This is a genomic window from Amycolatopsis sp. NPDC004772 (assembly GCF_053601215.1).
The window spans coordinates 1-25,291 of sequence record NZ_JBSGBK010000037.1 but is presented as its reverse complement, the minus strand read 5'-3'; the positions used below and the strand labels follow the sequence as shown (position 1 = coordinate 25,291).

The 25,291-nt window shown below is 66.8% G+C and carries 22 protein-coding genes; 12 read left to right on the top strand and 10 right to left on the bottom strand.

From position 1 onward, the window contains the following. Position 1: 1 nt before the first annotated feature. The 7 genes from hppD to ACWEF6_RS22535 all read right to left on the bottom strand — a co-directional run bounded on the left by hppD (position 2) and on the right by ACWEF6_RS22535 (position 8,130). Positions 2–1,057, bottom strand: coding sequence for a 4-hydroxyphenylpyruvate dioxygenase (gene hppD, locus ACWEF6_RS22565; RefSeq protein WP_449684760.1), 1,056 nt, complete (start codon positions 1,055–1,057; stop codon positions 2–4). After that, a complete protein-coding gene (locus tag ACWEF6_RS22560; protein WP_449684759.1) occupies positions 1,057–1,269 on the bottom strand; it encodes an MbtH family protein in 213 nt (70 codons plus the stop codon). The genes hppD and ACWEF6_RS22560 overlap by 1 nt, the downstream gene beginning before the upstream one ends. Positions 1,270–1,291: 22 nt before the next feature. Further along, positions 1,292–3,046, bottom strand: a complete 1,755-nt coding sequence (locus ACWEF6_RS22555) for an amino acid adenylation domain-containing protein (RefSeq protein WP_449684758.1) — start codon at positions 3,044–3,046, stop codon at positions 1,292–1,294. Between the two features lie 470 nt (positions 3,047–3,516). Next, positions 3,517–4,881, bottom strand: a complete 1,365-nt coding sequence (locus ACWEF6_RS22550) for a nucleotide disphospho-sugar-binding domain-containing protein (RefSeq protein WP_449684757.1) — start codon at positions 4,879–4,881, stop codon at positions 3,517–3,519. A gap of 11 nt (positions 4,882–4,892) precedes the next feature. Continuing rightward, a complete protein-coding gene (locus tag ACWEF6_RS22545) occupies positions 4,893–5,735 on the bottom strand; it encodes an alpha/beta fold hydrolase (RefSeq protein ID WP_449684756.1) in 843 nt (280 codons plus the stop codon). After that, complete coding sequence (locus ACWEF6_RS22540; RefSeq protein WP_310974013.1) at positions 5,732–6,478, bottom strand: class I SAM-dependent methyltransferase; 747 nt, start codon at positions 6,476–6,478, stop codon at positions 5,732–5,734. Before ACWEF6_RS22540 ends, ACWEF6_RS22545 begins: the two co-directional genes overlap by 4 nt. After that, positions 6,475–8,130 (bottom strand): MFS transporter, encoded by a 1,656-nt coding sequence (locus ACWEF6_RS22535; RefSeq protein ID WP_449684755.1) that lies wholly within the window; start codon positions 8,128–8,130, stop codon positions 6,475–6,477. Before ACWEF6_RS22535 ends, ACWEF6_RS22540 begins: the two co-directional genes overlap by 4 nt. A gap of 281 nt (positions 8,131–8,411) precedes the next feature. Between ACWEF6_RS22535 and ACWEF6_RS22530 the strand changes: the two genes are divergently transcribed. The 11 genes from ACWEF6_RS22530 (at position 8,412) to ACWEF6_RS22480 (ending at position 18,994) form a co-directional block, all read left to right on the top strand. Continuing rightward, complete coding sequence (locus tag ACWEF6_RS22530) at positions 8,412–9,560, top strand: DegT/DnrJ/EryC1/StrS family aminotransferase (RefSeq protein WP_449684754.1); 1,149 nt, start codon at positions 8,412–8,414, stop codon at positions 9,558–9,560. Between the two features lie 36 nt (positions 9,561–9,596). After that, entirely contained in the window at positions 9,597–10,706 is a 1,110-nt protein-coding gene (locus tag ACWEF6_RS22525) for a DegT/DnrJ/EryC1/StrS family aminotransferase (RefSeq protein ID WP_449684753.1), read from the top strand. Positions 10,707–10,734: 28 nt separating this feature from the next. Beyond that, positions 10,735–11,367 (top strand): dTDP-4-dehydrorhamnose 3,5-epimerase family protein, encoded by a 633-nt coding sequence (locus ACWEF6_RS22520; RefSeq protein WP_449684752.1) that lies wholly within the window; start codon positions 10,735–10,737, stop codon positions 11,365–11,367. A gap of 958 nt (positions 11,368–12,325) precedes the next feature. Further along, a complete protein-coding gene (locus ACWEF6_RS22515) occupies positions 12,326–12,919 on the top strand; it encodes a PadR family transcriptional regulator (protein WP_449684751.1) in 594 nt (197 codons plus the stop codon). A 98-nt stretch (positions 12,920–13,017) separates the two neighbouring features. Next, the gene (locus ACWEF6_RS22510; protein WP_449684750.1) at positions 13,018–13,437 is read left to right on the top strand and encodes a DoxX family protein; all 420 of its coding nucleotides are present in this window, start codon (positions 13,018–13,020) and stop codon (positions 13,435–13,437) included. An 89-nt stretch (positions 13,438–13,526) separates the two neighbouring features. Continuing rightward, on the top strand, positions 13,527–14,132 hold the full coding sequence (locus ACWEF6_RS22505) for a PadR family transcriptional regulator (protein WP_449684749.1): 606 nt from the start codon (positions 13,527–13,529) through the stop codon (positions 14,130–14,132). Between the two features lie 104 nt (positions 14,133–14,236). Beyond that, positions 14,237–15,202 carry an ATP-binding cassette domain-containing protein gene (locus tag ACWEF6_RS22500; protein ID WP_449684748.1) on the top strand — a complete coding sequence of 322 codons (966 nt, stop codon included), beginning with the start codon at positions 14,237–14,239 and terminating at the stop codon, positions 15,200–15,202. A gap of 5 nt (positions 15,203–15,207) precedes the next feature. Beyond that, positions 15,208–16,053, top strand: a complete 846-nt coding sequence (locus ACWEF6_RS22495) for an ABC transporter permease (RefSeq protein WP_449684796.1) — start codon at positions 15,208–15,210, stop codon at positions 16,051–16,053. Positions 16,054–16,155: 102 nt separating this feature from the next. Further along, positions 16,156–16,923 (top strand): VOC family protein, encoded by a 768-nt coding sequence (locus tag ACWEF6_RS22490; RefSeq protein ID WP_449684747.1) that lies wholly within the window; start codon positions 16,156–16,158, stop codon positions 16,921–16,923. A gap of 50 nt (positions 16,924–16,973) precedes the next feature. Beyond that, positions 16,974–17,342: a DoxX family protein gene (locus tag ACWEF6_RS22485; RefSeq protein ID WP_449684746.1), complete on the top strand. Its 369-nt coding sequence runs from the start codon at positions 16,974–16,976 to the stop codon at positions 17,340–17,342. A gap of 278 nt (positions 17,343–17,620) precedes the next feature. Continuing rightward, on the top strand, positions 17,621–18,994 hold the full coding sequence (locus ACWEF6_RS22480; RefSeq protein WP_449684745.1) for an extracellular solute-binding protein: 1,374 nt from the start codon (positions 17,621–17,623) through the stop codon (positions 18,992–18,994). A gap of 703 nt (positions 18,995–19,697) precedes the next feature. Here ACWEF6_RS22480 and ACWEF6_RS22475 read toward each other — a convergent pair. From ACWEF6_RS22475 to ACWEF6_RS22465, 3 genes are all read right to left on the bottom strand, one after another. Beyond that, a complete protein-coding gene (locus tag ACWEF6_RS22475) occupies positions 19,698–21,302 on the bottom strand; it encodes a GMC family oxidoreductase (RefSeq protein WP_449684744.1) in 1,605 nt (534 codons plus the stop codon). A 16-nt stretch (positions 21,303–21,318) separates the two neighbouring features. Further along, positions 21,319–22,503, bottom strand: a complete 1,185-nt coding sequence (locus tag ACWEF6_RS22470; RefSeq protein ID WP_449684795.1) for an acyl-CoA dehydrogenase family protein — start codon at positions 22,501–22,503, stop codon at positions 21,319–21,321. Between the two features lie 113 nt (positions 22,504–22,616). Further along, positions 22,617–23,399 carry a tryptophan 2,3-dioxygenase gene (locus tag ACWEF6_RS22465; RefSeq protein ID WP_449684743.1) on the bottom strand — a complete coding sequence of 261 codons (783 nt, stop codon included), beginning with the start codon at positions 23,397–23,399 and terminating at the stop codon, positions 22,617–22,619. A 321-nt stretch (positions 23,400–23,720) separates the two neighbouring features. Between ACWEF6_RS22465 and ACWEF6_RS22460 the strand changes: the two genes are divergently transcribed. Further along, on the top strand, positions 23,721–25,103 hold the full coding sequence (locus ACWEF6_RS22460) for an NDP-hexose 2,3-dehydratase family protein (RefSeq protein ID WP_449684742.1): 1,383 nt from the start codon (positions 23,721–23,723) through the stop codon (positions 25,101–25,103). Positions 25,104–25,291 lie beyond the last annotated feature (188 nt).

The following is a 25,291-nucleotide window of genomic DNA, read 5'->3' as shown; positions in this document are numbered from 1 at the left end:
CTCATGCTGCGTCCTCGACTGCACCTTGGTTTTGCTCGACCGCCTCATAGAGCGCCTTGATGTTTCCGCTCCCGAAGGTTGTCGCGCCAAGGCGTTCGATCAGCTCGACGAAGAAGGTATTGCGCGGGGTGACCGACTTGGCGAAGATCTGGAACAGCTGCCCGTCATGGTCCTCATCAGCCAGAATGCCACGTACGCGCAGATCTTCTACCGAATGCCTTTCCAGCTCGATCCGTTCATCCAAACGGTCGTAGTACCGTCCGGGCGTCGAAAGGAACTGAACACCAGCCGCCTGGACCTGGTCGACCGCCCGCACGATGTCCGGCACCCGGAGCGCCACATGCTGGATCCCCGCACCGACGTGGTCACGCAGGAAGGCGTCTATCTGGCCTGGCGACTTGGCCAAGTCCGGCTCGATCAGAGTGAAGGTGACGGCGCCGGAGGTACTTTGCACAACCTTGGAATTCATGGATTGCCTACCGACGAATATCTTCTCCTCGTACACGACGCGGAAGTCGAGTACCTCTTCGTAGAACGCCACGGTGGGATCGAGCTGCCCGCCGGGCAGGCAGACAGCGAAGTGGTCGATAGCAGCAGCGCCGATGTCACGCGCGGAAGGCGAACCGGCCGGGGGAAGCGGTCCGCTCGCGGCGCGCTGCACGAAGGTATGGGCGACATCCGCAAAGGCCAAGATGCTCGCCGTCACGACCCCGTCATCTTCGGTCGGCCCGTGTAGCGGTACAGCGCCGCGACGTACCGCTTCGTGGAACGCAGTCCGAGCGTCGGCCACGCCGAGCCCGATGTCGGCGACTCCGTCTCCGTGTCGGGAGAGGTAGATGGCGGCCTGGTGGTCCGGGACACGCGGCTCGGTGAGCAGCAGCCGGATGTCATCGCGCCCAACTCCGACGGTGCGGCTTCGGCCGTCTTCGATCCGCTGGAACTCCGGCAAGGCATAGCCTCGGGTCCACAGGTCCGCCGCTGATGCGGAATCCTCGACGAAGAACCGAACGTGGTCGACCCTCATGCCCGTGTAGACGGAGTTCTGCTCGACCGCCATCACGCCACACCCTGGTTGCGGCCGGCACCACGTGGGCGGAGGTCGGTCCAGTTCGTCGCGACGTAACGCAGACAGGACGTGCGATCTGTCGCAGCGAGGGCCACCCGCCAGCCCGCGGGCGCCGCCACGAACTCGGGCCAGAGGGAGTGTTGACCGGCTTCGTTGACCAGCACGACGAACTGGCCGTCCTCGCGGTCGAACGGATTCGACATATTCGGAATCCTTCCTGTCCTGTTAGCTCGCCCTGGCGACCTGGTCGCCGTGAAGCGCGGTGATGTGCTGGTCAATGAGCGCGACGGTGGGGACATCGAAGATCTCCACTACGCTGAGCTTCACGCCCAGCTCAGCCTCGATGCGCAACACGAGTCGCGCCGCCTGGAGCGATTGACCGCCCAGATCGAAGAAACTGTCGTCGAGGCCGACTTGGTCGACATTCAAGGTCTTGCCGAAGATGGCGCACAGCGTTTCCTGACGTGGGCTGAGCGGCGCACGATGTTGCTGGGCCCGGTCGAACTCCGGCTCGGGGAGAGCATCTCGAGCCACCTTCCCGTTGACGGTGACCGGTATCGCGTCGATGGCGGCGAACGCGGCGGGCACCATGTAATCGGGCAGAGCTCTGGCCAGGTGGGTGCGCAGCTCGCCGAAGTCGACGCCGCCCGCACCGGGGACGACGTAGGCGGCCAACCGCTGATCCTCGTCGCTCGCGGTGCCGACGACCACCGCATCCGCCACGGCCGGATGCGTTCGAAGTGCGGCCTCGACCTCTCCCAGCTCCACCCGGAAGCCACGGATCTTGATCTGCTGGTCAGCCCGCCCGAGAAACTCGAGCGAGCCGCCGGCGGTCTGCCGGACCAGATCACCGGTACGAAACATCCGCTCGCCTGGAGCGCCGAACGGGTCCGCGACAAACCGCTCCGCAGTGAGATCCGGGCGCTCGACATACCCCCGCGCCAGGCAGCCGCCCGCAACGTACAGTTCGCCGACCCCACCTTCGGCTACTCGGTTCAAGCTCTCGTCGAGCACGTGAAGTCGCTTGTCATCGAGAGCCTGACCGAGCGGGACGAAAGCACCGACCTGCGCGTGCTGCGTCAACGGCAGCTGGGTGGCGAACAGAGTGGTCTCAGTCTGTCCGTACATCACCCTGACCCGGATATCCGGATTTGCGGAAAGGATCCGACGCACCGCCTCCGGCGAGACGACGTCACCACCGGTCATGACTTCACGCACGGATGAAAGGCAGGTAGGATCCTCCTCGGCAACGAGCCTGAAGAGCCCCGATGTCAAGTGAACTGCGGTCGCGCCGCCCCGCCTGAGATCATCGCGCAGCGCATCGATGTCGAATTCGCCCGGGTGCGCCAGTACAATTTCTCCACCGCGCAATAACGGTGCCCACAATTCAAACGTGGACATTCCGAATGCATACGGCGCGATCATGAGAATCCGACTGAACACTGGATCGTTCCAGGTCTGGTCTTCGATGAGCCCGATCACACTGCGGTGAGAAACTCCGACACCTTTGGGCGCGCCACCCGATCCTGAAGTGAAGAGAACGTAGGCAAGCTGGTCCTCAGCTACCGAAACCACCGGCTCGGACTCTTGCGTTTGTTCAGCGTCACTGACCGGGATCACCTCGCCGAAGCTGGACAGCGTGGCCGCGGGCGTCGAACCGTCGGTGATGACCATCCGCACCTTGAGCTGGTCGCTGATCGACCGCAGTCGCTCCGGCGGCATCGTCGTGGCCAGGGGCACATACGTGGCGCCCGCCTTGATCACCGCGAGTGTCGCAACGACCAGGTCGAACGACCGGCCGGAACATACCGCTACGGGCTGCTCCGCTTCCACTCCACGCTCGATCAGAAGGTTGGCTAAGCGATTGGCCCGGCGGTTCAGTTCATCGAAGGTCAGAAACCCGTCGGCTGACCGCACGGCAACCGCTTCGGGCCGCCGGCGAACCTGATTCAGAAAGGTCTCTGGCAGTGTAGAGGCCATCTCGAAGCTCCCATCGGAATATTCCCCGGCGCGGCAGGACTGCCGGTCTGCACAAGTCCATGCCGCTCCGGCCTGCCCTACCCTATGAGTCTTCCAGCCGCCAACGCAGGCTGCGTCTTCGATATTGCGACCAGACCAGCACGCCCAGCGTGGTTTGAAAGGTCATCGGAGGAGGATGCCGTCGCGGTTGACCGTGGAGGCGCAACGTGCAACGGAGCAAGGTCGATTTGTTCGCGGCGATCCGGCGGGACTCGAGGATCGAGGGCTTGTCGGTTCGGGTTTTGGCGCGCGATTCCTGGCCGCCCCGAGCTTCCCCCCGACAACCCGCTCGCGGTGGCCGTCGACATAGTCGACGACCACCGCGAGCTCGTCGCCGTACTTCTTCGGCGCCGGCATGCTCTGCATCCTCGTTGAGAGCAGAGCCTGCACAGAACCCGGGGCGCATCACTCCCGGGAGTCGAGATCCACCATCAGCGTTCTTGGGCGAGTTTCTCGAGCCACGGCACGAGTTGTGCGGGAGTCGGTGTCGACGCCCACTCCTCCTCCCGAAGCCGGAGCGCGGCGTCGCGCACTTCGGGGTCCTCGACGACACGACGCAGCATCGAGCGGATCTCGGAGATCGACTGCTTCTGGTGGTCGAGCCGGCCCCCCGCACCCCGGTTGGCCAGGTAGTTCGATGTGAGGGTCGAGTAGCCCTGTTTGGGCGACGTTCGATCCCACTCGATGCCGTCCGGGGTCGCGCGGCCGAAGTGCCTCGTCGGCTCGTCGGTGTCGCACACTATCTGCGGTACGGCATTGGCGAGACCAGCTATGACGGTCCCGAAGCTCCCGTGGTTGACCAGCGCGGAGCAGGTCGGCAGCAGTTGTGACAAGGGGACGTAGTCCATGGCGCGAACGTTGTCCGGCAGCGTCCCGACCTGGTCGGCGAGCTGGTCCTTGTTGAGGGTTGCGATCACCTCGACGTCCAGCCCGTCCACCGCCTCGAGCAGCGCCGGGATCCGGCCCGTGCTGTCGCCCTTGTCGACGGCCCGGGCGGAGACCCCGAGACTGATCGCCACTCGCGGTCGCGTCGGTTCGTCCCGCAACCAGCGCTCGGACACGCTCCCGCCGCTGTAGGGCAGGTACCGGACGGGAACGGTGGGAGTCCGGGTGGGTAGCCGCATGCCCGCGGGGATCGGATCGAGCGTCGCCTGCCCCATCAACAGCTCGTCGTCGACCGTCACGCCGTGGTGCTCGGCCAGCGGTTGCATCGCCTCCGCCAGGATGCTCGGCAGTCCCCTGCTCACGAACCGCTCGTGGGCCCACGCTGTGTAGTCGGGAGAGATGAGGGTACGGACATGGGCCGCTCCGCTCGCCTTGGCCGCGACCGCGCCGCAGGGGAACCACGGCTCCCACAGCACGAGATCCGGGCGCCAGTTTTTCGCGAAAGCGACGATGTCGTCGATGTCCTCGCGCGGCCGCGGCGGTTGGTAGTTCCGGATGGCGAGGATCGCGTAGTGGTAGAAGACGTCCCACATGTCACGCTCGACGCGCTCGTGCACGGACAACGCCCGCACGTATCGCTCGGTCTCGTCCGGGTTCGGGAGCACGTCGGCCCAGCCCGGGTCGTCGCAATCGTGTACCGCCAGCGGTGTCTGCGGCCCACAGGGTACAGCGACGATGCCGGACTCGGTGACGCGCTGCGCGAAGTCCGTGGATATGATGCCGGAGGGGGAGGGGAACCCGGACGGCGCCACCACCCGCACGTCGTGACCCGCGCTCTGCAACGCCCACGCGTAGGGTACGAGCGGCCAGAAGTGAGCGGGCGCCGGAAAGCACGTGATCATGACACGCATGGCTTCTCCATTCACACAGTTGTGCGGGCAGGGGACTCGTCGAGCAGGAAGTCGCCGACCGGGCCCTTCAGCCTCTCGGCGTCGATGACGTGCGGTCCTTCGGCGACGACGCCGCGCTGTGCCGAGGGGACACAGGCGACGACGGCGTCGGCCGCCTCACCGAAGAAGTTCGGTCGGAGCTCGCTCATTGTCGGGTGGTCCTGCGACGCACTGCCGTTGAGCACGAGCGTGGGCACGCGGATCCGCGAGAACCGCTCGGCCGGTGGCTGATTGGTGGTCCCCATGCAGGCGGCGTCGTAAGGCAGCGTATGAGCCAGACTGATCAGGTGTGACCACTTCGGATGCTTCCTTGCTCGCCGCACCGACTCCTCCGGCGAGCCCCAAGCGCGCATCGAGAGCTCGAACGCCTCGGACCGCCGGCCCTCGTCGAGCAGGGCGCGTACGCGCTGTATGTACTGACCGTGCTGAACCTCCGCGTCCGCACCCATGTCGTAGGGCAAGTCGTAGACGACCAGCCTGTTCATCGCGACACCAGCCGCCGCTGCCTCCAACGCCAGCGCCCCACCTGAGCACGCCCCGAAGACATGGGGCGACCCGCCGGCTTCGTCGATCACCGCGGCCAAGTCCTCGATCTCGCGGCGAACGGCGTACGGTGCGACGTCCCCGCTGTCGCCCCGTCCGCGCCGCGCGTAGTTGTAGACGGTGAACCGCGACGCGAGTTCGAGACCGAGCGGAGCGTTCTCGGTGCCGTCGTCCATCGCCCCACACACGAGGACCACGGCGGGACCACTGCCGAAGCGCTCGTACGCGATCCGCGTCCCGTCCGGGGAGCGCACTGTACCGAAGGTGCTCATGACGGCTCCCCCTCGCCTTGGGTTTCGGTGCTGGAACCCTTGACTGCGACGAAGATGCCCCGCCCGTTGATGCCTTCGGCGGAGTACGTTGCAGGGCAGCCGGCTTCCTCGAAGGCCTGCAGGTACTCATCCTGGGTGAAGAGCATGAGTTCGTGGACCTGGGTGACCTCCCGGATCCCTTCGGCGCGGGCGATGAGGTACCGGGTCTCGAGCCGCGAGTGACGACCTTGACTCGAGGTGTGCGATACCCGAGCGATGGCACTCCCCTCGACATGCGCCGAGTCGGCGGCGAGGTACCCGTCAAGGAAATTTTCGGGGAACCACCAGGGCTCGACGACGAGCACGCCGCCGGGAACCAAGTGTTCGGCCATCGCCTGGATCGCCGCATGGAGTTCCTCGCGGCTCTCGACGTACCCAATGGCATGGAACAGGCAGGTGACGGCGTCGAATCGGCGCGGCAGCCGGAAGTTGCGCATGTCGCCGCGGTGCACCTGGGACGGGAAGCGGTCCCATGCGCGCCGCAACATCGGCTCCGAGAGCTCGACCCCCTCGACGTCGCCCACCAGCTCTGCGAACGTCTCCAGGTGGGCTCCTGTCCCGCAGGCCACGTCGAGCAACGATCCGGCGTGCGGATACCGCTCGCGCACGAGCGCGACGACCGCCTCGGCCTCACGCACCCAGTCCTTGCCACGGGCCTTGTAGACCGTCTCGTAGATGTCGACGAAATCGGCTCCGTACGTCATCGGCTCGTCCGCGAGTGCTCGGTGTCTTCGGCGCCGTCGATGCCCTGCTCGTCCACGAGGTCGCGAACAGTGCCGCGGTCGTCGGTCGACGCATCCGTGTCCGTGGGCGAGGCGGTGCCGGCATCCTCGGCCCCGTCCTTGCCGTCCCCGTGGGCTGGGACGTGGCGCAGCGAGATGCCCGCGAAGACTGCGAGAACGAGCGCGACTACAACCCCGAAGGCGGCGGCCACGTTGAGCCCATCGGTGAATGCTTCGGCCGCCTTGCGCGCCAGCTCCTCGCCGGCCGGCCCTGGAGTACCCTGGGCCACCGACATCGCGCCGGCGACGCTCTCCCGTGCGGTCGCGGCGTCGACGCCCGGAACCGGGTCACTGAAGGCGCTGCGATAAATGGCCGCGGCGATGCTGCCTGTCAAGGCAATGCCGAGGGAGACACCGAAGTCACCACTGGTCTCCGAGACAGCGGCCGCCGAGCCCGCCTTCTCCGGCGGAGCCGAAGTCATGATGAGCCCGGCTCCCAATGCGCCCGCCGGACCGGACCCCAGCGACGCCACCACGAACCCGGACATGAGCAGGGCCACGCCGCTCTCCGGGCCAACCTGGGTCACCGCGATGAGCCCGAGCACCGAGATGATCATGCCCGCAACGATCACTTTGCCCGGCGGGATGCGGCGCGTGAACGCCGGGGCCAGCATGGACCCGACCATGCCCGCGAACGTGGGGGCGATCAGCCACAAGCCCGTCGAGAGCGGGGAGTAACCGGCCACCGATTGGAGGTACAGCGCGACGAGGAAGGCGTACCCGGACATGATCCCCATCAGCAACATGAGGGTCGCTGCCGAGGCGAAGACCCGGTTGCGGAACAGCGAGACGTCGAGGAGCGGCTCGGCGAGACGACTCTGCCGCCGCACGAATATCACGCCCGCGAGTACCCCGACGACGAGGGCAACGACGGCGACGCCCGTGAGGCCGTTCTTGGCGATCTCCTTCACGCCGTAGACGAACGGGAGGATCGCGACGAGCGAGAGTACGACGCTGAGCAGGTCAATGCGGCCGCGGATCTCGCCGCCCCGCGCCTCGGGCAGCAGGAAAGGAGCGGCCACCACCAGGAGGACCATCACAGGTACTGGGAGGAGGAGCGTCGAGCCCCACCAGAAGTGCTCGAGCAGGACGCCGCCGACGACCGGGCCGAGCGCGATACCGCCCATGAAGCAGCTCATGTAGGCGCCGATGGCCATGGCATGGCGCCGCTTGTCGGTGAACAGGCTGTTGAGGAGCGCCAGCGTCGAAGGCATGAGAGTCGCTCCGGCGATGCCGAGGACACCACGCGCCGCGATCAGCACCTCGATGCTCGGCGAGTACGCGGCCACCGCCGACACCACGGCGAACGCGCTCGCCCCGATCAGAAGCAGGCGTCGGCGTCCGATGCGATCACCGAGATTCCCCATGGTGATCAGGAGTGCGGCGACCACGAAACCGTAGATGTCCAGAGCCCACAACTGCTCCGTCGAGTTTGCACCGAGATCTACCGACAGAGCCGGCACCGCCACGTACAGAATGCTGAGATCCATGGCCATCATCAGCGTCGGCAGCGCCAGGATGACGAGCCCGATTGTCGCTCGTTTCCCGTGCTCGCTTGGGGTTACTTCGGCCACGAGTACTCCTCCGATAGTGTCGGACATTGGTCGATTCGCATCGCGCCACGCCGAAAGGCCGTTCCCTCAAATATTTATCAAAAAAAGTATCACGGTCCATCGGACGGCGAAACGGAGAATTACATGAACCGAACCTGGACCTATCCCACCGGTTTCGTGAGATTCTCATAGTCGGCGAGTGCACGGCAGCCTGGTCACCGGCAACGGTGATCTGCATACTCATTATCACAGACGAAAAGAACCAGCCACCGGCTGGAGACGTCGGAGTACAGGAGGCCTCGGTGATCAGAATCTTCCAGCCGACAGTGGGCGAGGACGAACTTGCCGCGCTCGCAGAGGTCTTCGACTCGGCCTGGTTGGGCAAGGGTCCTCGGGCGGATGCTTTCGAGCAGGCGTTCGCTGGGCACCTCGATGTCGACGCCGAACAGGTGACCTCGATCAGTTCGTGCACGGCAGGCCTGTTCATCGCTGCGAAGCTCGCCGACCTCGGCCCGGACTGTGAGGCAGTGCTGCCGACCGTCAGCTACGTCGCCGCGGGCAATGCAGTGGCCGCGACGGGTGCGCGTCCTGTCTTCTGCGATGTCGACGAGCGGACGCTGAACCCGACCGTGGACGACGTCGAGGCCGCACTGACCCCGCGGACCCGGGCAGTGGTCCTCCTGCATTACGGAGGCTACCCGGGCAATGTCGTCGAGATCGCCCGTCTGTGCCGGGAGCGCGGCATCCTGCTCATCGAGGATTCGGCCTGCTCGGTCGCGTCGCGCGCCGGCGAGCAGGCGTGTGGAACCGTGGGCGATATCGGGCTGTGGAGCTTCGACAGCATGAAGATTCTGGTCACCGGCGACGGTGGCATGCTGTATGCCCGCGACCCCGAGATGGTCGAGCGCGCCAGGAAGCTGGCGTACCTGGGGCTGGAACAGTTCAGCGGGCTGTCGCAAGCACCCCTGGTCGACTCGCGCTGGTGGGAGTTCGAGGTCTCGTCGTTCTCCGGCCGCACGGTCATGAATGACATGCAGGCGGCGATGGGGCTGGTGCAGCTCCCCAAGGTGGAGGCATTCGTCAAGCGCCGCAGGGCGGTCGCCGAATTCTACGACCGCGAACTCGTCGACCTGGCCGGTGTTCGCATTCCCCCGCCGCTCCCCGCCGACCACCGGTCGTCCTATTACTTGTATTGGGTCCAGATGGAGACCGAGGTGCGCGACCGGGTGGCGAAAATGCTCCTCGACCGCGGCATCTACACCACCTTCCGCTACCCGGCACTGCACCGTGTCCGGGCTTACGGATCGTCGGCGAGCCTGCCCCGCGCCGAGCGCGCTGTCGACCAGACGCTCTGCCTGCCCCTGCACCAGGCGCTGACCGACGCTGACGTGGAACGCATTGCCGCGGAGTTCCGCAATGCGGTGTCGTCGGCCTCCGCGAACTCGCGATAAGACGCCCCGCGACCGAAAGCAGAAATGGAGTTGACGATGACGGTCCACGTATGGGGCTATCTCGACGAGTACCAGCAGGAGCGCGAGGAGATACTCGAGTGTGTCGACACGGTCTTCAGCTCCGGAAAGCTCGTCCTCGGCAAGAGCGTGCACATGTTCGAGCAGGAGTTCGCCGATTACCATAGCGTCGCGCACTGCGTAGGCGTCGACAACGGCACGAACGCCATCAAGCTTGCGCTGGAGGCGTTGGGCATCGGTCCCGGAGACGAAGTCATCACCGTGTCCAATACCGCGGCTCCCACCGTTGTCGCAATCGTGTCGACAGGTGCGACACCGGTCTTCGTCGACGTCCGCGAGGACGACTTCCTGATGGACACGACCCTCATCAGTGCTGCGATCACGGCTCGGACCAAGGCGATCGTCCCGGTCCATCTCTACGGACAGTGCGTCGACATGGCCGCTGTGGGCGCGATCGCCCGTGAGCACGGGCTGGCCGTGGTCGAGGACTGCGCCCAGGCCCACGGCGCCCGCCAGCACGGACATCTTGCCGGTACTTGGGGGGATGCCTCCAGCTTCTCGTTCTACCCGACCAAGGTCCTCGGTGCGTACGGCGACGGCGGTGCGGTGCTGACGCGGAACGAGGAGACCGACCGTGCACTGCGCCGCTTGCGCTTCTACGGCATGGAGTCCGACTACCACACCGTCGCGACGCCGGCGCACAACAGTCGGCTCGACGAAGTGCACGCCGAGATCTTGCGGAAGAAGCTCACCCGGCTGGATCGCTACATCGACCAACGACGCGCGGTCGCAGCGCGCTACGGGCGCGATCTCGGCGATACCGCGCTGAAGCTGCCGTCGACCGTGCAGGGAAACGAGCACGTCTACTACGTCTACGTGGTGAGGCACCCGGCACGCGATTCGATCATCGAGGCGATGCAGGAGCATGGTGTTCAGCTGAACGTCAGCTACCGGTGGCCGGTTCACCTGATGACGGGGTTCGCCTATCTCGGGTACCGAGAGGGCTCGCTACCGGTAACGGAGAAACTCGCGGGCGAAATCTTTTCCCTGCCGATGTTCGCTTCGCTGCGGCGCGACGATCAGGACCACACCGTCGAAGCTCTTCGTGACGTGCTGGGAAGAATCTGAGACGGCTCGACGAAAGAGGAGTAGACACGTGGAGATCCGAGAACTGGCTGTCGAGGGTGCGCTCGAGTTCACGCCCTCGGCGTACCCCGACGAGCGGGGGCTCTTCGTGGCACCGTTCCAGGGACCCGCACTCGCCCAGGCGCGGGGCCAGGGCACGTTTCCCGTGCGACAGGCCAACCAGAGCCGGTCCCGGCGCGGGGCGCTCCGCGGGGTCCACTACACCCGAACGCCGCCCGGAGTCGCGAAGTATGTGAGCTGCGCCCACGGTCGCGCTCTGGACATCGTCGTCGATCTGCGCGTGGGCTCACCGACCTACGGACGGTGGGAGTGCGTCGAGATGAACCAGGAATCGTTCCGGTCGGTGTACTTCCCGGTGGGGGTCGGACACGCCTTCATCGCCCTCGAGGACGATACGGTGATGTCCTACATGCTGAATGGCAGTTACGTCGCCGAGAACGAACTCGCTGTCTCGGCGCTGGACCCTCGATTGGCGCTGCCGATCCCGGACGGGCTGGAGATGATCCTCTCGCCCCGGGACCGGGCCGCCATCTCGCTCGAGGACGCCGCCCGGCAGGGACTGTTGCCCGAGTACGACCAGTGCGTCCAGCTCGACGCCGAGCTGCGGCGACAGGGCGAAGGCGAGGCTCTCACATCCCGGTGAGCCTCAGCGGCTCACGGCCCGCCCGCACCTGGGCGGGCACTGTATTCACATCGCGCGGCGGTAAATCAGTTCAAGGTCGGATTCCCAGGTCTCACCTGGAGTTTCGCAGCGCCAACGCCTCGATCACCGGCCGGTGATCGAGGCGTTGGCGTTGATCCGCCGGTACGCGACAGCGGGGAACCTGACCTAATAGCCGCTCGGATCCGGTGACTGGTCAAGCCTGATCTATCGCACCGACACCCGGGGACGGGAACGGGAACGGGTGGCCCGGATGGTGTACGAGATCGCCCCGTTCCAGGCGCCGCGGCAGCTATTGCGGTGCAAGGAGATCTGGGTGGTCGGCGCTGAGGCGTGGCGCAACCCTGAACAGGATCTGCCGGCCGACTTCGCCCAGCTCCGATGTCCTGAGTTACCACACCCCTCCGGACACGACCAATACGCACACGGACTCTGCTCAGCACGAGCTGATGGTGTCCGGTTGGGGATGGGCTACTGCAACCGTGAGCCCGCGGAGTCTGAACTGTCGGCCGGCGTAACCTCGCCACCGGTGTCCGGGGTCCGCGGACTGCCGCTCACCCCCGACGACCTCCTACGCTGACGGCGGTATCCGGGCGTTCGGTGCCCCGGGGCCAGGTGAAACGGGGCCGGCGACACGGGATCCGGCGGCCCGGGGCCTGTGGCGCCGGATACCGCACGCTGTGGGAAAGCAGTGGCAGCGAGCCGCGCGGTATCGCCCGCCACCTCGGTGTCTGCCCGCTCGACGGTGTTGTGCAGCGCCGCACCGGCGAACACCAGATCGCGCAATGTCGCCGCCTCCGGCACGGTCAGCCCGCATCGGGTTCGGCGTGCTCACCGCGGTCCGTACCGGGATGCTCATATGCTGGTGCCTACAAGTGGGTGAACCGAGCGCAGGCAGCGCTTGCGCTGGCTGCCGAGGCGATTGAGCGGAGGTGGGTGCATGTCGGCGACGAAGCTCCTGGTGATCGGTATCGTGCACCTCTCCGGCGGCGCGCATGGCTACCAGGTGCGGTCCGAACTGCAGAATTGGCACGCGGAAACCTGGGCCAAGATCAAACCCGGCTCGATCTACCACGCACTGAAGAAGGCAGCAGCTGATGGCCTCCTCACCGAACACGCCGAGCCGGGCAACTCCGGGCCGGAGCGCGTTCTGTACCGCGTGACAGCCCGGGGACGTGACGAGCTGGTCGAACTGGTCCGCGACGGCCTCCGGCGCACCCACGACCCGGACATGCTCAACGCGTCCATCGCCATGTTGCCCATGCTGACCAGGTCAGACGCCATCGCGCACGTCAGCGAGCGGGTCGCACGCCTGGAAGCGGAACTCGTCGTGCAGGCCGAGGGGTGGGAGAACCCGAACCCCGGCATCCCCGAGCACGTCCGCGAGCAGGCCGAACTGTGGGCGGGACACGCACGCACCGAACTGGAGTGGGCGAAGAGCCTGAGCAAACGACTGTCCGAGGGCGCCTACACCATGGCCGATGACCCGGGGTCGTGGCGAACGGTCCACGATCCCCTCAAGATGCACTTCTAATCAAACTTGACTAGACGGTCCTCCCCGTGGCACTCTGACCAAGTACTCAAATTTGACTAGCTCGAGCAATCCGTTCGCAGATAGAAGGAGACAGTGCGATGAGCACCACAGTGCACACCGACGCTCCGGCGATCACCCGCAAGCCCGGCCGCGCAACCAACGTCGGGTTGTGGGTGCTGCAGGCAGGCCTGGCCCTCCAGTTCGCCGAGGGCGGCATCATGAAGGTCACCGGCGCACCCTTCATGGTTGAAATGTTCACCGAGATCGGAGCGGGTCAGTGGCTGCGCTACGTGGTCGGCGCCCTGGAGATCGCCGGCGCGGTCGGGCTGCTGATCCCGCTGCTCTCGGGCCTCGCCGCTCTCGGGCTGGCCGCCGTACTGGTCGGCGCGGCCATCACCAACGTGTTCCTTCTGGAGGAGAGCGCGTGGCTGCCACTGGCCCTCCTGGTCGGGGCTGTGGTGATCGCCTGGGCTCGCAGGTCCAGGACCTCAAGCCTGGTCGGCCTGCTCCGACGGTGACGGACACGCATCGAGAAGTGGAGCGAAGCCATGAACGAGACGACACTCCGCGTGACGTCCGCCGACGGCACATTCAGCAGAGTGGGCGCATGTCGGCGACGAAGCTCCTGGTGATCGGTATCGTGCACCTCTCCGGCGGCGCGCATGGCTACCAGGTGCGGTCCGAACTGCAGAGCTGGCGTGCGGAAACCTGGGCCAAGATCAAGCCCGGCTCGATCTACCACGCACTGAAGAAGGCAGCAGCTGATGGCCTCCTCACCGAACACGCCGAGCCGGGCAACTCCGGACCGGAACGCGTTCTCTACCGCGCAACCGCTCAGGGACGTGACGAGCTGGTCGAACTGGTACGCGACGGCCTCCGGCGCACCCACGACCCGGACATGCTCAACGCGTCCATCGCCATGTTGCCCATGCTGACCAGGTCAGACGCCATCGCGCACGTCAGCGAGCGGGTCGCACGCCTGGAAGCGGAACTCGCAGTGCGGGCCGAGTGGCGAGAGCACCCCGCTCGGGACATCCCCGAGCACATCCCCGAGCACGTCCGCGAGCAGGCCGAACTGTGGGCGGGACACGCACGCACCGAACTGGAGTGGGCGAAGAGCCTGAGCAAACGACTGTCCGAGGGCGCCTACACCATGGCCGACGATCCGGGGTCGTGGCGAACGGTCCCCGATCCCCTCAAAATGCACCTCTAATCAAACTTGACTAGACGCTCCTCCCTGTGCCACTCTGACCAAGTAATCAAACTTGACTAGGCTCAACTAATCCGTCCGCAACACCGAGAGAAGGACTCGAACCCATGGGAAAACTCGCGATCGAGACGAGAGGGTTGAAGAAGAGCTTCGGCGAGACCCACGCGGTCGCCGGTGTCGACCTGTCCGTGAGCGCCGGGAGCGTGTTTGGCGTGCTCGGTCCGAACGGGGCGGGCAAAACCACCACGATCCGCATGCTGGCCACGCTCCTGCAGCCCGACGCCGGAGAGGCGCAAGTGCTCGGCTACGACGTCGTGCGTGACGCCCAGGCGGTGCGAAGCAGGGTGGGCCTCACCGGGCAGTACGCGTCGGTCGACGAGGACCTCACCGGGGCGGAGAACCTGTTGCTGCTCGCCAGGCTGCTCGGCTACTCACGCCCCCGAGGCAAGGAGCGGGCGGCCGACCTGCTCGACGCGTTCGGCCTTGCCGAGGCGGCCGACCGGCAGGTGAAGAAGTACTCCGGCGGGATGCGCCGGCGCATCGACATCGCGGCGAGCCTGGTCGTCCCCCCCGAACTGATCTTCCTCGACGAGCCCACGACCGGGCTCGACCCGCGCAGCAGGAACCAGGTCTGGGAGATCGTCAGGGGCTTGGTCGCCCAGGGCACCACCGTGTTGCTGACCACGCAGTACCTCGACGAGGCCGACCAGCTGGCCGACCGGATAGCGGTGATCGACCACGGGAAGGTGATCGCCGAGGGCTCGAGCGGCCAGCTCAAAGCCTCGGTCGGCGCCGGCTCGCTGCACGTACGGCTACGTGCGCCCGAGCAGCGGGCCGACGCCGAACGGGTCCTCGCCGCCGCGCTCGACGAGCCGGTCGAGCTCTCCGCTGACCCGGCCGCGCTGTCCGCAAGGATCTCCGACCCCGAACGGGTCGCCCGTTCCCTGGCCGAACTGTCCCGCAGCGGCATCGACGTCACCGAGTTCGCGCTCGGTCAGCCGAGCCTGGACGAGGTGTTCCTCACCCTGACCGGACGCGCCGCCGAAAACACCCCCGAGGAGGAGGCCGCATGACCACCATGACCACCACGCCCGCCGAGCAGGCGTCGGCGCCAGTCACCGAGGACGCGCTGCGCCGTGTGCTACTGGTCGGTGAGCGCCCGTCCCGACCCGGCCCGGTGCGCACCTCATTGACATTCGGCTGGCGCGCTCTGCTGAAGATCAAGCACCTCCCGGAGCAGCTCGTCGACGTGACCATGTTCCCGATCATGTTCACGCTGATGTTCACCTACCTGTTCGGCGGCGCGCTCGCCGGGTCGACAGGGGACTACCTGCAGTTCCTGATTCCGGGCATCCTGGTGCAGGCGAACGTCATGATCACCATGAACACCGGCATCACGCTGAACACCGACATCCAGAAGGGGGTGTTCGACAGGTTCAGGTCACTTCCGGTGTGGCGGCCATCCCCGCTGGTCGGCGCCCTGCTCGGCGATCTGGTGCGCTACTCGATCGGGTCGGCGGTCGTCATCGGGCTCGGACTGATCCTGGGGTTCCGGCCGGAGGGTGGCGCCGCCGGCGTGGTGCTCTCGGTCGCGCTGCTGCTGGTGTTCTCGTTCTGCCTGTCGTGGCTGTGGACGATGCTCGGCCTGATCCTGAGCACGCCGAACTCGGTGGCGGGGGTCAGCATGATGGTGATGTTCCCGCTGACGTTCGTGAGCAACATCTTCGTGGACCCGAAGACGATGCCCGGGTGGATGCAGGCGGTCATCGACGTCAACCCGATCACCCACCTGGTGAACGTGGTACGCGGCCTGATGCACGGCTCGGTCCCGGCCGGGGAAATCGGCTGGGTGCTCGTCTCGGCCGTACTTCTCGTCGCGGTCTTCGGCCCGCTCACCATGGCCCGCTACCGCAACAAGAAGTAGCTGCCGCTACCGCGAGCACTCGGTCGAAATCAACTCCGGCAACCCGGCCCACTCGGCCAGCGCCAGCACCGGTACCAGGCCCGGACACGACAAGGAGAGACGATGAGCGAGCTGACCACCACGCAGCCCGCTGGCACACCGACCTGGATCGATCTGGGCATCCCGGATCTCGACCGCGCGATGACCTTCTACGGCGCGTTGTTCGGTTGGGAGTTCGATGTGGGACCGGCGGAGTTCGGCCACTACACCCAGTGCTTGCTACGGGGCAGACCCGTCGCGGCCATCAGGCCGAACCCCGATCCCGACGCCACGGACTTCTGGTGGAACGTCTACTTCGCGACGGATGACTGTGACGCCGCGGCCGCCCGGGCCCGGGACGCGGGCGGCGCGATCGTCACCGGCCCGATGGACGTGCTGGACCAGGGCCGGGCGGCGATCATCAAGGACACCACCGGTGCGCAGTGTGGACTGTGGCAGGCCGGTGCCCACATCGGCTGCGAGATCGTCAACGAGCCGAACGCCCTGCTCCGCAACGACCTGGTCACCGCGGAATCCGGGTCCGCGCGCGACTTCTACGTCGCGGTCTTCGGCCATACGTTGGATGCCCACCCGGACCGGCCTGAGCTCGACTTCACGTTCCTGCGCAGACCGGATGGCCACGAGATCGGCGGCATCGCCGGTGACCCAACGGCCACGAAGTCCCGTTGGGGAACCTTGTTCCAGGTGGACGACGCCGATGCGGCGGCGCAGCGAGCGGTCGACGCGGGTGGGACTTCGGCCGAACCCTACGACATGATCTACGGGCGGGTCGCGAACATCACGGACCCGTTCGGCACGGAGTTCGATGTCGGTGCGGCGATGACGAGCTGAACCGGCGGTCAGGCTGCTTTCTTGAAGCATCAAGTTCGAGAGGAATCGCAATGAACATTGCACTGTGGATCGTGGCCGGTCTGCTCGCGATCGCCTTCCTGGGGGCGGGAGCCAGCAAGCTCGCCACACCGAAGAAGAAGCTGTACGACAAGGGCATGACGTACGTCGAGGACTTCTCCGACGCCCAGATCAAGACCATCGGCACGCTCGAAATCCTCGGCGCGATCGGCCTCATTGCGCCCGCGTTCGTCTCGGGGGCCACCTGGCTCGTCCCCACCGCCGCAACAGGCCTGCTCCTGACGATGATCGGCGCGGTAGTCGTGCACATCCGGCGCAAGGAACAGTTCGTTTCGCCGCTCGTGCTCGGGTTGCTCGCGGCGTTCGTTGCTGTCGGCCGGTTCTGGATCGAGACCCTCTAGGAGGTCGTCACGCGGCAGCTCCGATCCGGAGCTGCCGCGTCCACTCGGGAATCACCCCGTCGCCACCCCCGATGAGCAGCGCCTGATAGCCGGCAGCCAGCGCGCGGCGGGAGTCGTCGCCGAACTCACGGATTGCCGTATGCCTCGACCCGAGGCAAGTCACGTCGCACTCGAGAAGACGCCGGATCCGTCCGGTCGCCGAAATAATAGCGGCGCGTCCTCGCGCGCATGCGGCGTCTGGACACTGGCAGTTCACGTAGGCGAGAACGGAGAAGGATATGGCCGGGGCAGGCGTGACCGAAATTACCGCGTGGATCATCGAACATCAGTTCACTCCGCCCGGTGGTGAAGCTCGCCCGTCCGGAACCTACGACGGTGAAGGATACCTCCAGCCGATTCTGGAAATGGCCCGCGAGTTCGAGCGGGCCCACCCGGAGTACGCGGTGCGCGTCGAGGGTCACGATCCCTGGACGATGGCGGAAGAAGTCGCGCGCGCCGTCGAGCGCGGGGAAGCACCGGACATCGCCGAGTACTACGCCACCGCGACCCAGCTCGCCTACGATACCTACACGCCAGACGGTAAGCCGGTGTTCACCTCCATCGAGAGGGCTCTCGGCGGCCGCAAGGAAGTGCTGGGGCAGCGTGTGCTGATCGACGACATCGAACCGCTCTCACGGAACTTCTACACGTATCAGGGCGACCTGTTCTCCGTGCCCATGACGGCCACCACTCCTCTGCTGTACTCGAACATGACGATTCTGCGCAAGGCCGGGATCGACACTCCCCCCAGGACCTGGGATGAGCTCGTTACGGCGTGCGAGGCGGTCGCGCGGCTCGACGAAGCTCCAGCCTACGGGGCGGCCTGGCCCAACAACGGCTGGATCTTCCAGCAGGCACTGGCGCAACAGGGCGGTCTCATCGCGAACAACGGCAACGGCAGGGAAGCCAGGGCTACCGTGGTCGACCTTGCCTCCAAGGAAATGATCTCGTGGGTCGAGTGGGTGCGGGACTTGCATGCGGCCGGCCACTACGTCTACTCAGAGGGAGCCTTCTGGAGCGCGTTCGAGACATTCGCCCGGCAGGATGCGGTGTTCGCGCTGAGCTCGTCGAAGCAGGCCGAGGAGTTCGTCCGTTCCGGCGAGGAGAACGGCTTCGAGGTGACCGCGAGCCCGATGCCGTTCAACTCGTCGGTGCCCTACGTGGGGAGCCTGGTGTCGGGGTACTCCCTGTTTCTGCGGGACGGTCTCGACGAAGCCAAGCGGGACGGCGCGCTCGCGTTCATCCAGCACCTGATCAAGCCGTCGAGCATCATTCGATGGCACCGGGCGCACGGATTCCTCCCGATCACCAACGAGGCTTACGACACGCTGGAGAGCGAGGGCTGGTTCGCAGCCAATCCACATCACCGAGTGGCCAGTGACCAGCTCAGCACGTCGGCGCAGTGCGCCGCGACGTCCGGTGCGTTGGTGGGTGACTTCGCGGGCATCCAGCACGCCATGACCAGGGCGATGAAGGACGTTTTGTTGTCAGGCGCGGACCCCGGTCCGAGGTTCGAGCAGGCGACCGAGGAGGCACAGCGTCTCCTGGACGAGCACAACGCCGCCTGCCTGCGGCCGGTCCCCTCGACCCCAGCGCGGCTCGACGTGTACTGACGTGGAGGACCTGTCACGACGACGATCGAGGATGTCAGTGGATCGCCACTTCGGGCCCCGCCATCACATCGTGCACGGCTGGCAGGGCCGCTGATCGTCCGCGACCCGGCCAGCGCATGCGCCGTCTCAGGTGATGCCTGAAGGCGCGAGAACTGCGCGATGTCTCCTCGGACGACCGAGCCGACGGATGGTCGGCGCGATCATGCCGTCCCGCGATACGACGTCGTAGAGAACCTCGAACGCGCCGACCTTGGTGACGGGCAGTCCCGCGGCCGCGGCCTCCAGAGCGAGCGCGCCGCAGGAGGACACCCGTACAGGCACGCCGACCCGCCCGCGTCCTCGATCAGCGCGGCAATGTCCCCGAACTCGCGCTCGATCGCGTACGGCGCAGTGTCGCCGCTCTCGCCTCGACCGCGGCGGTCGCACCTGTAAACGGTGAAGTGGTTGACAGCTCCGCAGCAAGCGGCGCGTTCTCCGTCGACACCCGGTGCGGCGACAGCACCACGACGACCACGCCACCTACCGAACCCCTCGACGTGCTCGAACTCGCCGGCCAGTCGTCGCACCAGCGTGCCAATGCCGCACCCACCTGGAGCAGGCTCCAGGTGGGTGCGGCGGGGATCCTGGCGCGGACCGCGCCGGCCGGTGACCACCCCGTTTCCGGCGGCCCGTTCGGCCAAGCCCGGAGTGGCTTGGCGCCCGGTCAGCGACCCCGGTCGGCGGCGGCCAGCGCCCTCGCCTCCGGCAACTCCGCCGCTTCCGGGGCGGGGATGCCGCGGATCAGGTCGGCCGCCTTCTCCGCGAGGACGATCGCCGTCGCGTTGGGGATCCCGCGGCCGACCTCCGGCATGACGGACACGTCGACCACCCGCAGCCCGTCGATGCCCCGGACCCGCAGGTCCCCGTCGACCACCGTGCCCATGGCACACGTGCTCGTCGGGTGGAAGATCGACTGGGTGTACTTCCGGGCGTAAGACTCCAGGTCCGCGTCCGACTCCGAGTCCGGGTAGCGGAACACGCCCTCGTTGTAGAGCCGCATCGCGGGCTGCCGGCCGATGTCCATCGCCATGCGCAGCGCGACCAGGGTGCGTTCCATGTCCGCCGGATCGGAGTAGTAGCCGTGCACGATCCGGGGCTTGGCCGTGGGATCGGCGGACGCCAGGTGCACCCGGCCGCGGCTTTGCGGGGTGGCGACCGCGGGACCGAACGAGATCGCGTGCGCGGTCGGCGGCCCGAGGCCGCTGTCGGCCAGCATGCCCGGCGCCGCGAAGAACTGCACGTCGGGCGCGGGCAAGGCGCTGTCGGTGCGCACGAAGCCACCCGCCTCGGGCCCGTTGGACGCGAGCGGCCCGCGGCCCTCGCGCTGGTACAGCTCGACGTTGGCGGGCTCGCCGGCGGCCAGCAGGCTGATCGGCTGGGAATGCGTGAGGATGAGCGGCACCAGCGCGTGGTCCTGCAGGTTCGCGCCGACCTCCTCGTTGTCGGCGACCACCGGAATGCCGAGTTTCCGCAGCGTGTCGGCGGGGCCGACACCGGAAAGCATGAGCAGCTGCGGGGAGTTGTACACGCCGCCGGAGAGCAGCACCTCGCGTTCGGCCCGCAGGACGATCTCGTCCTCCAGCCGGTACCCGACGACGCCGGTCGCCCGGCCGTCTTCGATGAGCACCCGGTGCACCTGGAGGTTGGTCTCGACGGTGAGGTTGGGCCGGTCGATCACCGGGTGCAGGAACGCCGCCGCCGTGCTGCAGCGACGTCCGTTGCGCTGGGTGACCTGGTAGAAGCCGAAACCGTCCTGCTCCGGGCCGTTGAAGTCGTCGTTGGCCGCGAACCCGGCCTCCGTCGCCGCCGCGATGAACGCCGCCGTGCTGGGGTTCTTGGACCGGTTCTCCGACACCGACAGCGGCCCGCCCGCGCCGTGGTAGGCCGACGCGCCACGCTCGTTGTCCTCGGACCGCTTGAAGTACGGCAGCAGGTCCGCGTAGGCCCAGCCCGGCTGGTTCCACGAGTCGTAGTCGTACGGGTTGCCCCGCGCGTAGGCCATCGCGTTCATCGAGCTGGTCCCGCCGAGCACCCGGCCGCGGGGCAGGAACACCCGCCTGCGGTTCAGCTGGGCCTCGTCGTGCGTGTCGTAGTCCCAGTCCACCTGGGTCCGGAACAGCTTGGCGAACGCGGCGGGCACCTGGATGTTCGGATGGCTGTCCGTCGGGCCCGCCTCGACCAGGCAGACCCGGATGTCCGGGTCCTCCGTCAGCCGCGCCGCCAGGACACAGCCTGCCGATCCCGCACCGACGATGATGTAGTCGTACATATCGCTCCTTGGCTGATCAGAAGAACTGCGTGTTCGGGGCGAGGCCGCACAGCACCCGGCCGTAGATCTCGTAGAGGATGTGCGGCGTGTTCAGGGCGTGCTGGGTGAGCGCGTGCAGGTCGCGCCAGGTGCGCTGGATGGGCACGCTGGAGAAGATCGCCGAGCCGCCGCTGCCGACGTAGAGCGTGTCGACCGCCTCCAGCGCGCGCTTGCAGGTGGCGCCCATGGCAATCCGGGCCAGGGCCCGGTCCTCGGTGGACCACTCGCTGTGGTCGGCGACCTTCGCGTCGACGAGGTCGGCGACCCGGTAGGCGTGGAAGGCGGCCTCGTCGATCGCGACCCTGGCCTCCGCCACCTGCAGGTGCGTCATCGTGGCTTCGCGCTGGTCGGTGTAGTCGGTGTAGGTGATCTTGCGGCCGGGCATCCGGTCGGTGAAGCAGTCCCACGCCGCCCGGGCCATGCCGACCACGTTGCCGACCGAACACGCGGAGGCCAGGGCCGCCAGCGGGGCGCGGTACATGTCGATGTCCGCGTTGAGGACCGAGGCGGACTGGTTGGTCAGCAGCGCCATCAGCGGCAGCGTGCGCTCCGCGGGGACGAACACGTCTTCGGCGACCGTGGTGACACTGCCGGAGCCGCGCAGGCCGGTGGTGTTCCAGTCGTCCACGATTCCCAGGTCCGCCATCGGGATCAGGGCGACGATCGGTTCCATCTCGCCGCTGTCGTTCGGGGTGACCGCGATCGCGACCTGCCAGTGGCTGTGCAGCGCACCGCTGATGAAGCCCCACTGTCCATTCACGACATAACCGCCCGGCGCCTTCGCGGCCATGGCGGTGGGGCTGAGCGTCCCGCAGACCCGGGCGTTCTCGGTGGCGTAGACCTCGTCCTGGACGGCGTCGGGGAACAGGCCCACCATCCACCCGGGGATCCACCACACCGAAGCGATCCAGCCGACGGCGCCGTCACCGCGGCCGAGTTCGGCCGCGACGTCGACCACGGTGCGGGTGTCGCACTCGTAACCGCCGTAGCGGGCCGGGATCCGCATCTTGAAGACACCCGCGCCCGCGAGGGCCTCGATCGTCTCCTCGTGCAGGCGCCGGTTCTCGTCGGTCCACTGGGCGTGATCGCGGAGCAGCGGAACGAGCTTCGTCGCTCGGTCGACGAGTTCGTCTCGGGTGGGGGGCTGCAGCGTCGTCACCATGGCCTCCTCGGTGGCCTCGGCCTGGGCAGAATTGAAGTGCACGTCTATTCAGGCATCTTTTCCGGTGTCACTCCCGGTCGCGTCTCCTCCATTGCGAACGGATCGCCGGCCGGTCACAGCTTGCTGCGCATCGCCCACAGGTCGGGGAACATCTGGTGGAACAAGGTCGAACGCAGGTACGAGACTCCCGACGATCCGCCGGTGCCGGTCTTGTCGCCGATGATCGCCGCGACGAACTTCACGTGCTGGTAGCGCCACTGCTGGAAGCACTGGTCGACCTCCATGAGCGCGTCGCAGATCTGCGCTATCACGCCGTCTTCGAGGTAGGCCTTCCGGAGGGCCTGCTGCACGTCCTCGGACGGAGCAGATGGCTTGGACACGTCGCGGTCCAGCACGGAGTCCGGCATGGGATACCCGCGGTCGTCGAGGAAACGGGCGAACGAGTCGAAGACGGTCGGTCGACGGAGAACCCGCTCGAGCTCGGCGCGCTCACCAGCACCGACCCGGTAGTACTCGAACATCTGCGGATCTCGCCTGCCGAGCACGGCCTCGATACGCCTGAACTGGGTGGACTGCGCCCCGCTCCCGCCGCCGAGTGCGTGCCGGAAGCCGTTGAACTGGCGCGGCGTCAACGTCGCCATCACGTCGGCGTTGGCGACCACGGCACGAACCAGCACCGCGGTGCGCTGCAGCGTGCGCAGGGCGGCGCCGTCGGCGCCGTCGGCCAGGTGGTCCTGGAACCTGGCGAGCTCGTGGAGGATCAGTTTGAACCAAAGTTCGTGGACCTGGTGCGTCACGAGAAAGAGCAGCTCGTCGTGCTCGCCCGTCCGCGTACGCTGGATCGACAGTAGTACGTCGAGTGCCAGGTAGGCGTGATACTCGCCAGTCTCTTCCACGATTCAAGGTTAGACACGCCGGGACGATTCGCGACAGCACGGCGAACAACGAGAGCAAGGGTGAAGCAGTCCGGTCCGCCGAGGCGTGGAATTCAGGTAAACCGCAAGAACACGCGACGCATTCGGGAAGACGACTTTGCCGACCGCCCGAGCGCACACTCTGGGCACCGGATCGACTGGCTTCGTGCCCAGGGAGGCGCACAGCGTGATCACTATCCTCCAGCCGACGTCGGGTGCGGACGAACTTGCCGCAGCCGGCGACGTTTTCGTGTCGATGCAACTCGTCGGCGTGCGGGCGCGCACCGACGGTCGGGAGCGGTGATGGCGAGCCCACTGGAGCAGGAGCGATCGGAGGCCGACCTCGTCGCGGACCTCGCCGTGTCGGCGGCCACGACGCGTGGATTCCACGTGTCCACTGTCGAGTTCGACGACTGGCTGGCAGAACGTTGCGTGGCCCACGATTTCGAGGTCTCGCGTGTCCCGCTCGACGAACTCGACCACTGGTCGTTCGCCGACGACAGTGGAAATCTGACCCACCGCAGCGGCCAGTTCTTCACGGTCGAAGGGTTGCGGGTGCGGGCGACGGACGGAGCGGTGCCGGAGTGGCATCAGCCGATCATCAACCAGCCGGAGATCGGCATCCTCGGCATCGTCGCCAAGAGGTTCGGCGGCGTCCTGCACTTCCTCATGCAGGCGAAAATGGAACCGGGGAACGTCAACCTCGTGCAGCTGTCGCCGACGGTGCAGGCCACGAAGAGCAACTACCGCAGGGCGCACGGCGGCAACGAGGTGGCCTACCTGCACCACTTCATCGGCCCGCGACGCGGCAAGGTGATCGTCGACGTGCTTCAGTCCGAGCACGGTTCGTGGTTCTACCGCAAGCGCAATCGCAACATGGTTGTCGAGGTAGCTGAGCACGTCGAGGTCGGACAAGACTTCTGCTGGCTGACTCTCGGCCAGATCAACGAACTTCTGGCTCGCGACTACGTCGTCAACATGGACTCGCGGACGGTGCTGTCCTGCCTGCCGGCGAGTTCGGTGCCCGCGTGGTCGCGTGACGCCACCCTGCCCGGCGCGCACCGAAGCACGCACGCGTTGCTGAGGTGGCTCACCGAACGGCAGGTCGACAGCGAACTCGACGCACAACGGGTGCGCCTGACCAACCTCCCCGAGTGGAACCGCACCGACTGGGAAATCACGCGAGGTGACGGCAGGTTCTTCAGTGTCGTCGGGGTGTCGGTTCGCGCGGGAACCCGCGAGGTGTCGAGCTGGCACCAACCGCTGATCGAGCAGCACGGTCACGGGATCGTGGCTTTCGTCGTCACGGAGTTCCGCGGCGTCCTGCACGTTCTGGTCCGCGCGACGATGGAGGCAGGCTTCCTCGGCGCCATCGAGCTCGGCCCGACCGTGCAATGCGTTCCCGCCAACTACGCTCCAGGCGACGCACCGTTTCTGCTGGACTACGTCATGGCAGCCGGCCCGGAGCGGATTCGCTACGCCGCTTTCCATTCGGAAGAAGGTGGCCGGTTCCGGAACGCGGCGAGCCAGTACATGATAATCGAGGCGGACGAGACGCTCCCCGAGCTACTGCCTGCCGACTACACCTGGGTCGCCGCGGGCCAGCTCGCCGAACTGCTGAGGCACAGCCATTACGTCAACGTTCAGGCCCGTAGCCTGGTGGCCTTCTTGAAGACGCTACCGTAAAGTGGTCGTCCGCCGGATCATGGCCGACCTGTGGGACAAGACCACTTGTCGGCATTGTCCATCCGATGAACGCCGGCGCTCGGTACCCAGCTGAGAACTCGTCGTCGCAGCAGCATGACCGGCCGCCCGCGAATCAAACCCCGCGCCCGCACGTCAATCACGTCCCGCGCAGCCAAACACCACCCCCC